The sequence below is a fragment of the Alkalibaculum sporogenes genome, assembly GCF_009362815.1.
Taxonomy (GTDB): Bacteria; Bacillota; Clostridia; order Eubacteriales; family Alkalibacteraceae; genus Alkalibaculum_A; species Alkalibaculum_A sporogenes.
Map to the genome: position 1 here is coordinate 120,855 of NZ_WHNX01000003.1, position 12,991 is coordinate 133,845.

The following is a 12,991-nucleotide window of genomic DNA, read 5'->3' on the forward strand; positions in this document are numbered from 1 at the left end:
ATATTTATTGATTAATAAAAATATGTATATATGATACACGTAAAATGAGATATTTAAGCAACTTATTCAATTGTAAAACAAAATATTAATTAAGGCTAGCGCCACATTTAGAACAAAAATGATTATCACCAGAATATTTTGAATTGCATTTATTACAAAATTTTGTCGGCAGTGGATTTTTTGATGTATGGGCTAGTTCACTAGTAATAATGCCAGTAGGTACAGCTATAATTCCATATGCAATAATCATTAGTAAGCTGGAGAGTATTTTACCTAAAGGAGTTTGAGGAGAAATATCTCCATAGCCTACTGTGGAAATCGTGACAATAGCCCAATACATAGATTCTGGGATATTATCAAAACCATTTTCAGGCCCTTCAATAATATACATCATTGAGCCAACAATAATGACTATAAATAGTATTGTAAAGAGAAAGACGCTAATTTTGGCTTTACTAGCTTTAAGTGCACGAAGTAATTGACTGGATTCATCAATATAGCGCCCCATTTTTAAAATGCTGAATAATCTAAGTAATCTAAAAACTCGTATAACTACGAGGAAACGCATTTGAGGTAATACAAAAGCTAAATATGTTGGTATAATAGCTAACAAATCAATAATTCCAAAAAAACTAAAGAGATAAGTAAATCTCTTTTTAACAACTAAAAGTCTTAGTATATACTCTATAGTGAAGATTATTACAAAGAACCAACCTAATATTGTTAACAATGTTCCATAAGAAAATCTAATGATATCTACACTTTCAGCAATAATTACAATACTATTTGCGACAATTATAAGTATTAATACAATATCAAAGGCTTTTCCTGCTGGAGTTTCAGTTCCAAATATAATATTACGAATTATATCTTTTATTCTTTTGTAGTTCATTGTTTAGCGGCTCACCTTGCTTTCTATATTTGCAACGTTATAGCATTACATACAATTTTAATTCTATTATAAATACTCGAATTAGTCAAAGGCAGGAAGAAGAATTGATTTCCATGATGCTCATATTGACGAAACAAGTAAACTATTTATATTGTATAATAATACTTAACTTTTTAGAGTTAATACAGCAATAGATTTAACAGTAGAGAGTAATAATTTTGAGTTATAATATTTCATAGTAGGACAATAAAAATTTGTATATAATAAATTGAATAGAGTGATTTAGCAATAGGAAATAGGGTAAGTATGCTTATTATAGAACATTGTAGATATTGGAGGAAAATAAAATGAGTAGTTTGATATATAGTTTTTTTGCAGGAATTTCTACTTCATTAGGTGTAATTTTATTGATTGTTTTTGGGAAACCAAGTGAAAAAATGTTGGCTACTTTACTAGGTTTTGCGGGAGGAATAATGCTTGCAATTTCAGTGTTTGAACTTATGCCGGAAGCAGTATTTTTAGGATCTATGACTAGCGCTGTTATAGGATTTATCCTGGGATGTTTAATGATGTCTTTATTAGATAAAATTATACCTCATTCACATCTATCAGCTCATGATAACCTTGTAGTAGAGAACCCTGAGAAAATCAAGGCTGTCCGTAATCCATTGTTAAGAACTGGATACTTAATTCTCTTTGGAATTGGACTTCATAATCTTCCTGAGGGTTTGGCTATTGGTGCAGGTTTAGAAGCTAGTCCAGAGGCAGGATTATTTATTGCCATTGCTATTGCAGTACATAATATCCCAGAAGGTTTAGCTATGGCCGGGCCACTAATGGCTGGAGGGTTACCACCTAAGAAAATATTTTTATTTACACTTATAGCTGGTTTAATGACGCCTATTGGAGCAGCAGTAGGCTTAGTATTCTTTAGCATATCTCCTGTGTTTATAGGAGGCTCTTTAGCTTTTGCTGCTGGAGCAATGATTTATATAGTTAATGATGAGCTTATTCCTCAAGCAAATTCAATGAGTAGTCACCATGGTAATGCAGGGATTATAGCAGGCCTTTTGTTGGGATTTGTTTTTCTTTAGATAAAGAGACTTAAATCCGTATTTGTTCTATCATTCTGTCTTTTTCATACACAATAGCATTTTTACCACAATCTTTAGCATCGAAAAGAAGTCTATCTACTCTTTGTAACAAAGATTCAGCATTATCATTTTTTCTTAGTGTCACAAGTCCAAAACTACAAGTAATATTTTCTCCTTTGTAATGTTTTGAGTTTTGAATACAAAGCCTCATCCGTTCCATCATTTCCATTGCCTGATGTTTATCTGTATGAGGTAGGAGTATTACGAATTCATCACCACCCCATCTAGCGAAAATATCAGTGTTTCGAATTATTTTTTTTATTGTGTCCACTATATTTTGAATAACATTATCGCCAATAAGATGACCATATCCATCGTTAATCCTTTTAAAGTCGTCTATATCAAACATAACTAAAGATAAGGTGCACTCATCATTTTTGTAATGATTAACCCATTGATCGAGTTCTTCGTTAAATTTAGTTCTATTATAGATATCAGTTAAAGGGTCGGTTATAGAAACTCTTAGAAGTTCTTTGCTATCTGCAAACTGTTTCCTCTTATAGAAATTGGTCAGATATGCACCTATGTTGCAGTAAATAATAGTAATTAGATTATACGAAAGAAGTTTTAAGAACATAAAGGTTTCAATAGATTGTATACGTTTTAAGTGAAATATAAAAAAAGATAAAATTAATAAAATTGATGTGATTTGTGAAAATATAAGTTTGTTTGGAGTAATATAAATAGCTAAAGTTATAATAATAACACTGATAGATAACAAGTAAGAAAGGGAATCGTAATGATTAATAATCACTAAGAAACCGATGATAGCTAATAGTTCATAAGCTGTTATAATATAAACTAAGTTGTTTGAATTATTAAATTCCTTTAATTTTAAAAATATAAGTATAGAAATAACTAAAAACAGGACCCTGATGAATAATATAATAATTAATGAAGATAAGTTTTTAATAGCAAAGTAATCAGATACGAAAAAAATCATATATATAATTCCAAATATAAGAACAAGGGGTCCAATAAATTTTTCATAACGTTTCATGTCATAATTTAAAAATTCTATTTCCAGATCCTTGTCTACAAACTCAGCAAAAATAGATATATCATGTTTTTTAGTATTGTCCACTTATAAGTCACCTCGTTTAACTATAACTTTCATGCTTTTTTAATATTATATCTAAAAATATAATATTATAATATATTTTTTTGATATTATATAAAGATTATTAATATTAATTTTCGAATATAATATCCCTTAAATTTTTTAATTATAAAATATCTGTAATAACTCTAGCTCATTATATTATATTGTGACATTAAAAAAAGCCCCAAACTCTAAGTTTGCGGCAACATAAAAACTGAAATGGGTTTACTTCAGGATATGTGTAGATTAATATATTTTTAAAATCTATAGCGGCCTAATTTATTCGTCTTTCTTTAACTCTTCTTCTGTGTTTTCTTCGTCAAACCGTTTCTTTTTCTTAGTTCTTCTTCTCAGGTTGATGAGTACATTTGTCAGAAGATTTCCTATCATAACGGCTATCATCATCAGAATCAGGATGATATATCCAAGTTCTTCATGCCCGTCCAGGTTTTCAAACTGAATCTTCAAGGAATAATAAGTGATGACGAACACTCCAATCACGCTTGGGATATACCATACCCATTTCTTTCTGACATATCTTGAAAGAAGAAGGGACATCACTACGCCTGCGGCTATAAGAGCCAGTACTGTAATTACTACTCTATCCATATCTGTACACTCCTTTTAATTTCTTTTTATATAGCCCTTAATCATTATAATCAAAACGAGATTTAATAGCATGGTATTTATTTTTTCTTCTGCTTTTTATATTTCAAAGAAGTATCTTACTGCATTACGGTTATCTGATTGTTCTCCTTTTTCTCGTAATGCATTCCTACAATCAAATAGAGTGTCTTCAAGTTTTTTCTCTTTATTATTTAAATATAGATAATAACTTATAGCTTTATCATCAACTACCTGTACTGATTCTCTATACTTATCTTACAATCAAAAAAAAAGGAAGCCCTCGAGAACACCTAAAATACGCAATTCTCAAGGGCTTATACATTTATTTTATTGTCAGCAGAGCAACTGTCTCCACATGAGGAGTTTGTGAAAACATATCTACAGATTTCAACCTTGTAACGGTATACCCAGCCTGTAAAAAATAAGGTAAATCTCGTGCTAAAGAAGTAGGTTTGCAGGATACGTAGATATATGCTTTGGGTTGGAAATTTATTATTTTACTTATTGCTTTTGGATGTATGCCATCTCTAGGTGGGTCTAAGATAATAATATCCGGAGATTCTTTAATATTGTCCAACAAATCTAGTACATCTCCCGAATAAAATTCGCAATTATCTATTTTATTTAGTTTAGCATTTTCTCTTGCAGCTACAACAGCTTCTTCCACTATCTCTATGCCTATAACTTTATCCGCATTAGAGGATAATACTTGAGCAATAGTACCTGTTCCACAGTATAAATCGTAAATAGTATTATGTCTTATTGTACCTACAAATTCTTTTACTGTAGAGTACAACTGCATTGCGCCAATTGTATTAGTTTGAAAAAAGGAGTAAGGGGTAATCTTGAAAGATAGATCAAATAACTTATCGTAAATGAAATCTTGTCCATATAGCAATTTTGATTTGTCACTTTGGACAATATCAGCCATACTTTCATTTGTGGTATGGATAATACCTTTAATGCTTCCTAGTAAGGGAAGGTTAAGTATACTATTAACTAAATCATCTTCATGTAACTGACCTTGAGAGCTAGTAACAAAGTTGATTAGAATATCACCAGTCATTATACCTTTTCGTACCACCAAATGTCGAAGAAAACCTTCATGGCTTCTCTTATGATAGTAAGTATAATTATGATGACTAGCAAAATTAAGAACACTCGTTAGGATAATTCTGAAATCATTATCTACTAAGAGGCACACACTAGTATTTACTATATCATACATACTACCTCTCTTATGAAGACCAAGAGTTAGAGGACCATCTTTATACTCATCTCCAAATGAAAACTCCATTTTGTTACGGTATTCAAAAGTTTTTTTTGAACCTTCAACACCTTCATATATATCTTCTAAATGAAAGTCCTTAAGAATATCTAGTATGAATTTCTCTTTTAGTAATAGTTGATCCTCATAGTTTAGGTTTTGATAAGAACAACCACCACATTCCTTAAATACTGGACATGGACCATCAACTTCATTAGGTGCTTTTTCTAAAATTTCTAGAAGTATTGCATCAACTTTATCACCTTTTTTCTTCTTTATTTTAACACGGAGCTTTTGTCCAGGAATGCTATTCTTAATGATAATTTTTTTATTGTTTTCTATATATGCAATTCCTTTATTTGGAAATTTTATATCGTCAATTGTAATATCAATGGTTTCACCTTTTTTTACCATGATTTCCTCCTTTAAAGAATAGTAGTATTATAGTATAATAACATAAGTAAGTAAAAAAAAAATTAACAGTTTTACAAAATAATCGTTGAATTTTATTTTATATAGTATAAAATAGCTTTATAGGAAAGGGGACTTTCATTTTGAACTTAAAATCCCATATTATCTTGGCCAATCATACAGCAGATATTATTGAAGATCAAATTGATATTAAACTAGACCGAGATACATTAGAGTTAGGTGCAGTATATCCTGATCTTCACATTAGAAAAAGAGTAAGGATACATAATCTTAAACAAGTCTATAATAATTATTTCATGCAAACTGAAAATATAATAAATAAAAATAAGAATAAATGGGGTATATCATTTTCATTAGGAATGCTATCCCATTATGTGTGTGACTCTTTCTGTTTAGCACATAATATGAAGATGAGATCTATTAATGATTTTAAGGTTCATCGAAGGTATGAAAATAAATTATCCGAAGTTGTTCATAGCTACAAATTAGACGATAATGTGAAACATAGAATAAATGAAAATTTTGAACGATGCATGGATTTTGATATTTACGATTTTTTAGGTGAGACTCAAACTGGTTATATACAGAATGCAAACTTTAAAACCTTTGAAAATCAGTATAATAAGGATATTGAACACTCTATTTTTTGTAGCGCAATAGTTATGGTGGGTTTTATATATGAACTTGAAAAAGCTCAAAGTCCAGCAGTAGAGATATTGTATACTTTATAACTAATATAAATTAAATTTAATAAAATATAAAATTATCTGAATTGTGAAGATTTCTAGTCTAGACCTAGAAGTCTTTTTTTAAAATCATAATGTACTCTAATCCAAGTATAATATAACGTATATATGCTATTAATTACGCATTAACAGACTAAGACTCAACCCCTACTGAATAAATTTTCACTTTATTTTGCATTTTATAGCTATTGTATTATAATAAAATATGACTGTTGAGGTGAAGAGATGAATATAATTGATTTTCATTGTGATACTGTACAAAAAATTTTTCATATAGGTAATGAGAACTTGTATGAAAATTCATATTCTGTTGACATAAAAAAAATGATTAACAGTAGAGTAACTGCTCAATTTTTCGCTTTGTTTTTAGATAGAGAATTAATTAAAGATAAGAAATACAATATTTACGACTATACAAAAGAGTTCTATAAAGTGTACTCATCTCAAATTAAAGCTAATGAGGAGTATATTAGTTTAGCTAATAATTATAGAGACTATGAAGAAAATATGAAAGAAGGTAAAATGTCGGCATTCTTGACTATAGAAGAAGGCGATTTTCTTGAAAATAGAATTGAAAGACTAGATGAATTCTACAAACTAGGTCTTCGTTTAATTACATTGACATGGAATTATGAGAACTGTATAGGTTATCCAAACTCTATGAATACAAATTTGATGTCAAAAGGGCTAAAACCATTTGGGTTTGAAGTGATTGAGAAGATGAACGAGTTAGGAATAATTATAGATGTATCACATTTGTCAGACGGTGGCTTTTATGACTGCATAAACCATTCAAAGACGCCTGTCATTGCATCCCACTCTAACGCAAGAGAAATTACGTGTGTCCCAAGAAATATCACAGATGATATGATGAAAGAATTAGCAGATAAAGGTGGGATAATGGGAATTAATTTTCATCCTCATTTCCTAGGAAATGATAATGTTAGTAAAATAGATCACATGATAAAACACATAAAACATATTAGAAATAAAGCAGGAATTGACGCATTAGCATTAGGTTCCGATTTTGATGGCATAGAAGGCGAACTTGAGATTGCCAATATTGGTGAGTTAGGAAAACTAATGATTGAACTAGAAAAGTCAGGATTTTCTCCAGTTGAAATTGAAAAAATATGTAGTCTAAATGCAGAGAGAATAATAATTGAGTGTTTAAAATAGGAGTGAGTTTAATGCGTAAAAATATTATGCAAGCAAATAGAGTCGTTATTAAGATTGGAACATCTTCAATTACTTATGTGAATGGTAATATTAATCTTAAAAAAATGGATCAATTAGTAAGAGTGATTTCAGATTTGCAGAATAGCGGTAAAGAAATTGTAGTTGTTTCATCAGGCGCAGTAGGCGCTGGAATGGGTAGAATAGGTATTATAGAAAGACCGAAAGAACTTAATATGAAACAAGCATTAGCGGCAATCGGGCAAGCAATTCTTATGGAATTGTATCAAAAGTTTTTTGGTGAATACAATAGAAAAATTGCTCAAATTCTACTTACAAGAGATGTTTTTTGCAGTAAGATCAAGGAAAATAATGCATTTAATACAATGAGTACGTTACTTTCAATGGGAGTAATACCAATTGTAAACGAAAATGATACAGTTTCAACTAGTGAGATCGAAGGGGATAGAATAGGGGATAACGACACTTTGTCAGCTATGGTAGCTGGATTAGTAGAAGCAGACTTATTATTAATTCTCTCTGATGTTGAAGGCCTATGTGATACAAACCCATGTAAGAATCCTAATGCAAAGCTGATTTCTCATATAGATAAACTTTCTGAAGAAATATTAAGCCTTGCCGAAGATTCTAAGAATGAATTTGGGACAGGTGGTATGATAACAAAACTAAACGCTGCAAAAATTGCTTCAAAAAAAAATATTCCCACAATACTTACTTGCTCAGATGATATTCAAAATATTTATGATGCTTTAGATGGTAAAGAAATTGGGACGTTTATTAGTGCTAAAGCGAATGAGGTGTAAATTTGATAAGAAGGTTTTCAAAATACTATAAACCACATTTGAAATTATTTTCATTAGATTTTGGATGTGCGTTAATTATGTCTGTACTAGATCTAATATTTCCAGCTCTAGTAGCAATAGTAATAGATAAGGCAATACCTCAAAGAGATTTGTCCTTGTTGTATACTATAGCTATTGTAATAATGGGACTATATATTATTAGAACAATATTGAATTATATTGTCACATATTGGGGACACGTGCTAGGTGTTAGAATAGAGTCTGATATGCGTAGTGATTTATTTAATCATATACAAAAATTATCATTTAATTACTTTGATAATACTAAGACAGGACATATAATGTCACGTTTAGTTAACGATCTATTTGATATAGCTGAGTTTGCACATCATGGACCAGAAGATATATTCATAACTAGTATTACCCTTGTAGGAACGTTTATTATAATGCTTACAATTAACTGGCAATTGGCTTTAATCATATTCTTACTAGTACCTGTAATGCTTGTTTTTACTATCTTTAAAAATAAAAAAATGCGTAAGGTATTTAGAGAAATGAGAATAAAATTAGCTGATATTAATGCACAAATAGAGGATAGTATTTCAGGAATTAGGGTAGTTAAATCCTTTGGTAATGAATGGTATGAAGAAGAAAAATTTGATCTTGGTAATAATAGTCATAGAGTAACAAAAGAAGAATCTTATAAAGTGATGGGTGAATTTTATAGCGGGATAGGTTTTTTTTCAAATCTACTGCATTTAATAGTAGTTTTCTTTGGTGGATTATTCGTGATTAATAATCAAATTAGCATTGGTGTATTAGTACAATTCCTATTATATATTTCTATATTTTTAGAACCTATTAAAAGGATAGCAAATTTTATTGAAACATATCAAAAAGCAGGAGCAGGCTTTAATAGATTTATAGAAACCCTAGACGTAAATCCTGATATTATCGATAGACATGATGCAAGAAGTGTAGGTAAATTGTCTGGTGATATTGAATTTAAAAATGTGAATTTCAATTATAGTGATAATGAAACAGTATTAGAAAATATAAACCTAAAAATTGATGCAGGAGAAACTATAGCTTTTGTAGGGCCATCAGGTGCAGGTAAAACTACTATATGTAGTCTAATACCGAGATTTTATGAAGTGACTGGAGGAAGTATTCTTTTAGATAATGAAGATATTCGTGATATTACAATGAGAAGCCTTCGAGATAATATTGGAATTGTACAACAAGATGTATTTCTGTTTTCAGGAACTATTAGTGAAAATATAAAATACGGAAAAACAATTGCTACCCAAGAAGAAATAATAAATGCGGCGAAGTTGGCGAATGCTCATGAGTTTATAATAAAGCTGCCAAATGGTTACGATACTCATACAGGGGAGCGAGGAGTGAAATTATCAGGTGGACAAAAACAGAGAATTTCTATTGCTAGGATTTTTCTTAAAAACCCTCCTATTCTAATATTAGATGAAGCTACTTCAGCTTTAGATAATGAGAATGAAAAGATTATACAAAAATCTTTTGAACGGCTTTCTAAGAGTAGAACATCTTTAATCATCGCACATCGACTTGCAACTATTCAAAATGCTGATAGGATTGTAGTTTTAACAGATGAAGGAATTAAAGAACAAGGGACCCATATAGAATTAATGGAATTAGGTGGAATGTATAAATCCCTATACGATGCGCAGAAGTTAACGTGATTTCGGTAGTTTACATCTAATCAAGTTTTAATACATGACGTTTAGATCTAAATACTTGCATTAATTTTAATTAAAGATATATAATATATAAAGAAGAAGTGTGAGAGGTGGACGGATATGAAATATTTAATAATAATTGCTACGACTATAGTATCAGCTGCATTAATGGTAATGGGTATGCTTTATGTTATAGATCAAAAACAACAAGAAAAAATCGGTGGTAAGTTAATTAAAGTAGATTACAAATTTTCAAAAGAGTTTAATGTTTAATTTGACGATTATAACCACAAGAAACACGCTTTGCGAGTTTCTCGCGGTTAACGCGGTAGTCGCCAAATATCTGCAAGCAGCCACTTGGCTCATTACTTCGCGATAATAACAATAAAAATGACCCGTTTAGGGTCATTTTATTTATATGGTATAAGTTTCTTTTCAATATAAGCAATAATTTGATACATAACCCCTGCAGCTAATGACAATATCAGAATACTGGTCATAACGAGATCTAATTGAAATACCTGACTACCGTAAACAATTAGATAGCCAAGACCCGCTTTTGAAACTAAGAATTCTCCCATAATTACTCCTACCCATGATAAACCAACGTTGATCTTTAATGCATTGGTAATCGTTGGATAGCTAGCAGGTAAAACTACTTTAGTTAAGATTTGCAACTTTGTAGCACCAAAAGTTTTAACTAAGGTTATTTTAGCTTCATCTACGTCAGTAAAGCCACTGTAAACACCACTAATAGTTACGACAAGAGAAATTAATACAGCCATTACAATTATTGCCACTGGACCGGCTCCAACCCAAACGAGTATTATAGGGCCTAAGGCAACTTTTGGTAAGCTGTTTAACACCACTAAGTAGGGGTCAGCCACCTTTGAGATGAAAGGAGACCACCATAATATAATAGCTATGACGGTTCCTAAAATAGTGCTGGTTGTAAAGCCAATAATAGTTTCTAATACGGTAGTAAAAAGATGTTTGAACAATGTTCCCTCTGTAAACAAATTTACTAATGTTTTTAAAACTCTAGTAGGCTGACTAGTTATAAAAGAGTCTATCCATTGTAACTCAGCGGCAACCTCCCAAAAGATAATAAAAAACACGAGGAGAATAGTCCTAGTAGCGATTACATTAAATCGATTAGTCTTTAATTTTTTAATATACTGTTCATGTTCCTTAGAAAAATTTTTTTCAGACATGTACATCAAGCTCCTTCCATATTTCATTATAATAGTTCATAAATTCAGGAGCATTTCTGTTTTGGGTAGGTGAGTGATCAGTAGATGTCAGCTTTATATCAAAAATTTGCTTTATTACAGCAGGTCTTTTTGTGAGTACAATTATGCGATTTGCTAGTGAAATAGCTTCAGTCAAATCATGGGTAACCATTATAGCTGTTTTTTTTTCTTTTTTAATGATTGATCCAATATCGTCTGTTACTGCCATTCTTGTTTGATAATCTAGTGCAGAGAAAGGCTCATCTAGCAGCAGTATTTCAGGATTTATTGCTAATGTGCGTATTAATGCAGCCCTTTGCCTCATTCCACCAGATAATTGGGCTGGATAATGTTGTTTAAATTTACCCAATCCATATGTCTCAATCAATAATTCAGCACGTCGTTTATTTTCTGTAGTGGCTCTATTTTGAATTTCTAAGCCTAAGTAGACATTATCAAGTATAGTTCTCCAAGGGAAAAGATGATCATCTTGTAACATATAACCTAATGTAACTTCATCATTAGAGTATTTAATCAATCCCGAAGAAGGGAAAAGTAAACCTGCTAGTATGGAAAGGACTGTCGTTTTACCACATCCACTAGGGCCTACTATTACAATAAACTCACCTTCACCAATATCAAGAGTAAAGTCTTTGATTGCTAATGTCTCACCATTTAAACTATGATATATCTTTGTTAGTTTTTCAATACTTAATACTGGAGTAGGCATAAGTTCCACCTCCAAATCATTTTATATTTTCTATAGCTGTCTCCGCAAATTTTGTATTTACAAGATCATCAAAAGGAGCGCGTTTATTAAGTTCTCCTGCAGATTCCATAATATTTTGCATATGTTCGAAAGAATCTTGAGTTAACATTGGAGTTGTATTCCACGAATCTTGATCTTTATATCTTTTTACAACAGCAGTTAAATCGTCTATATCGGTGTCAGGGAAAAATTCTACTATAGCTTGAGCAATTTCCTCTGGAGAATTTTCTTTAACCCACAATTGACCTCTATAAATTGCATTAGTAAATTTTTGTATTATATCTGGGTTTTCTTCTATGTAGCTTTTTGTGGCATTGTAACAAGTATATGGGACTTCTCCACTTTCAACACCTAAGGAAGCTACTACATATCCAGCGCCTTCTTTTTCTAATGCTAAAGCAGTTGGTTCAAATAATGATACATAATCACCTGTTCCACCCTTAAAAGCTCCAGCCATTGCAGCAAATTGTATACTGCTATCGATATTAACATCTTGATCTGGATCTATACCATTTTGTTTTAAAACCCATTGTAAGTTCATCATAGGCATACCACCTTTTCTTCCACCAATAACATCTTTGTCAATTAATTTATCAAAAGTGAAATCAGGATCAGGATCTCTGCCTAATATAAACGAACCATCGCGTTTTGTTAGTTGTGCAAAAGATATTGCATAATCTTCTTTACCTTGATTATAGACATATACCGATGCTTCTGGTCCACAAAACCCTATATCAGAATCGCCTGAAATTACGGCCGTGAGTACTTTGTCGGCACCTTGACCGTTAGTTATTTCGATTTTCAATCCTTCATCTGAAAAGAAACCTTGACTAATAGCAGCGTATTGAGGAGCATAAAATACCGAGTGAGTTACCTCATTTAACTTAACGACTGTGACATCCTCTTTTTCACATCCTATAAAGCCGAAAAGTACAATTGAAACAATAAGCAGAATAAAAATTAAAATGCTAAATTTTTTCAAAACTTTAACCTCCTTTATTTAATTATCAATTTCATTATATTCTGAAGAAATAAAGTGGTGAATCATTTCAGAA

The 12,991-nt window shown here is 30.9% G+C and carries 13 protein-coding genes; 6 read left to right on the top strand and 7 right to left on the bottom strand.

The features are described from left to right. Positions 1-85: 85 nt before the first annotated feature. Positions 86-892: an ion transporter gene (locus GC105_RS02550; RefSeq protein ID WP_152801377.1), complete on the bottom strand. Its 807-nt coding sequence runs from the start codon at positions 890-892 to the stop codon at positions 86-88. Positions 893-1,239: 347 nt separating this feature from the next. On the opposite strand from GC105_RS02550, the gene GC105_RS02555 reads away from it, so the two are divergent. After that, positions 1,240-1,986 carry a ZIP family metal transporter gene (locus GC105_RS02555; RefSeq protein WP_152801379.1) on the top strand — a complete coding sequence of 249 codons (747 nt, stop codon included), beginning with the start codon at positions 1,240-1,242 and terminating at the stop codon, positions 1,984-1,986. A 10-nt stretch (positions 1,987-1,996) separates the two neighbouring features. On the opposite strand, the gene GC105_RS17570 is transcribed toward GC105_RS02555, so the two are convergent. From GC105_RS17570 to rlmD, 3 genes are all read right to left on the bottom strand, one after another. Further along, complete coding sequence (locus GC105_RS17570; RefSeq protein WP_152801381.1) at positions 1,997-3,130, bottom strand: diguanylate cyclase domain-containing protein; 1,134 nt, start codon at positions 3,128-3,130, stop codon at positions 1,997-1,999. 297 nt (positions 3,131-3,427) lie between these two features. Further along, complete coding sequence (locus tag GC105_RS02565; RefSeq protein WP_152801383.1) at positions 3,428-3,757, bottom strand: hypothetical protein; 330 nt, start codon at positions 3,755-3,757, stop codon at positions 3,428-3,430. Positions 3,758-4,097: 340 nt separating this feature from the next. Next, complete coding sequence (gene rlmD / locus GC105_RS02570) at positions 4,098-5,456, bottom strand: 23S rRNA (uracil(1939)-C(5))-methyltransferase RlmD (protein ID WP_152801385.1); 1,359 nt, start codon at positions 5,454-5,456, stop codon at positions 4,098-4,100. Positions 5,457-5,596: 140 nt separating this feature from the next. On the opposite strand from rlmD, the gene GC105_RS02575 reads away from it, so the two are divergent. The 5 genes from GC105_RS02575 (at position 5,597) to GC105_RS16765 (ending at position 10,208) form a co-directional block, all read left to right on the top strand. Next, positions 5,597-6,205 (top strand): zinc dependent phospholipase C family protein, encoded by a 609-nt coding sequence (locus GC105_RS02575; protein ID WP_152801387.1) that lies wholly within the window; start codon positions 5,597-5,599, stop codon positions 6,203-6,205. Between the two features lie 240 nt (positions 6,206-6,445). Continuing rightward, complete coding sequence (locus tag GC105_RS02580; RefSeq protein WP_152801389.1) at positions 6,446-7,399, top strand: dipeptidase; 954 nt, start codon at positions 6,446-6,448, stop codon at positions 7,397-7,399. A gap of 11 nt (positions 7,400-7,410) precedes the next feature. Continuing rightward, a complete protein-coding gene (gene proB / locus GC105_RS02585) occupies positions 7,411-8,220 on the top strand; it encodes a glutamate 5-kinase (RefSeq protein WP_152801391.1) in 810 nt (269 codons plus the stop codon). A gap of 2 nt (positions 8,221-8,222) precedes the next feature. Continuing rightward, positions 8,223-9,938 carry an ABC transporter ATP-binding protein gene (locus GC105_RS02590; protein WP_152801393.1) on the top strand — a complete coding sequence of 572 codons (1,716 nt, stop codon included), beginning with the start codon at positions 8,223-8,225 and terminating at the stop codon, positions 9,936-9,938. Between the two features lie 117 nt (positions 9,939-10,055). Then, a complete protein-coding gene (locus tag GC105_RS16765) occupies positions 10,056-10,208 on the top strand; it encodes a hypothetical protein (RefSeq protein ID WP_193708253.1) in 153 nt (50 codons plus the stop codon). Positions 10,209-10,345: 137 nt separating this feature from the next. On the opposite strand, the gene GC105_RS02595 is transcribed toward GC105_RS16765, so the two are convergent. From GC105_RS02595 to GC105_RS02605, 3 genes are read right to left on the bottom strand one after another with little or no spacing between them, the layout of a single operon-like run. After that, positions 10,346-11,149, bottom strand: a complete 804-nt coding sequence (locus GC105_RS02595) for an ABC transporter permease (RefSeq protein WP_207706924.1) — start codon at positions 11,147-11,149, stop codon at positions 10,346-10,348. Continuing rightward, positions 11,142-11,897 carry an ABC transporter ATP-binding protein gene (locus tag GC105_RS02600; protein WP_152801397.1) on the bottom strand — a complete coding sequence of 252 codons (756 nt, stop codon included), beginning with the start codon at positions 11,895-11,897 and terminating at the stop codon, positions 11,142-11,144. The genes GC105_RS02595 and GC105_RS02600 overlap by 8 nt, the downstream gene beginning before the upstream one ends. Positions 11,898-11,913: 16 nt before the next feature. Beyond that, positions 11,914-12,918: an ABC transporter substrate-binding protein gene (locus tag GC105_RS02605; RefSeq protein WP_152801399.1), complete on the bottom strand. Its 1,005-nt coding sequence runs from the start codon at positions 12,916-12,918 to the stop codon at positions 11,914-11,916. Positions 12,919-12,991: the final 73 nt, after the last annotated feature.

Bases quoted from the DNA above. Each gene is read 5' to 3' on its own strand.
- GC105_RS16765 (WP_193708253.1), top strand. From the start codon at position 10,056: ATGAAATATTTAATAATAATTGCTACGACTATAGTATCAGCTGCATTA.
- GC105_RS02565 (WP_152801383.1), bottom strand. From the start codon at position 3,757: ATGGATAGAGTAGTAATTACAGTACTGGCTCTTATAGCCGCAGGCGTA.
- proB (WP_152801391.1), top strand. From the start codon at position 7,411: ATGCGTAAAAATATTATGCAAGCAAATAGAGTCGTTATTAAGATTGGA.
- GC105_RS02580 (WP_152801389.1), top strand. From the start codon at position 6,446: ATGAATATAATTGATTTTCATTGTGATACTGTACAAAAAATTTTTCAT.
- GC105_RS02555 (WP_152801379.1), top strand. From the start codon at position 1,240: ATGAGTAGTTTGATATATAGTTTTTTTGCAGGAATTTCTACTTCATTA.
- rlmD (WP_152801385.1), bottom strand. From the start codon at position 5,456: ATGGTAAAAAAAGGTGAAACCATTGATATTACAATTGACGATATAAAA.
- GC105_RS02550 (WP_152801377.1), bottom strand. From the start codon at position 892: ATGAACTACAAAAGAATAAAAGATATAATTCGTAATATTATATTTGGA.
- GC105_RS02595 (WP_207706924.1), bottom strand. From the start codon at position 11,149: ATGTCTGAAAAAAATTTTTCTAAGGAACATGAACAGTATATTAAAAAA.
- GC105_RS02600 (WP_152801397.1), bottom strand. From the start codon at position 11,897: ATGCCTACTCCAGTATTAAGTATTGAAAAACTAACAAAGATATATCAT.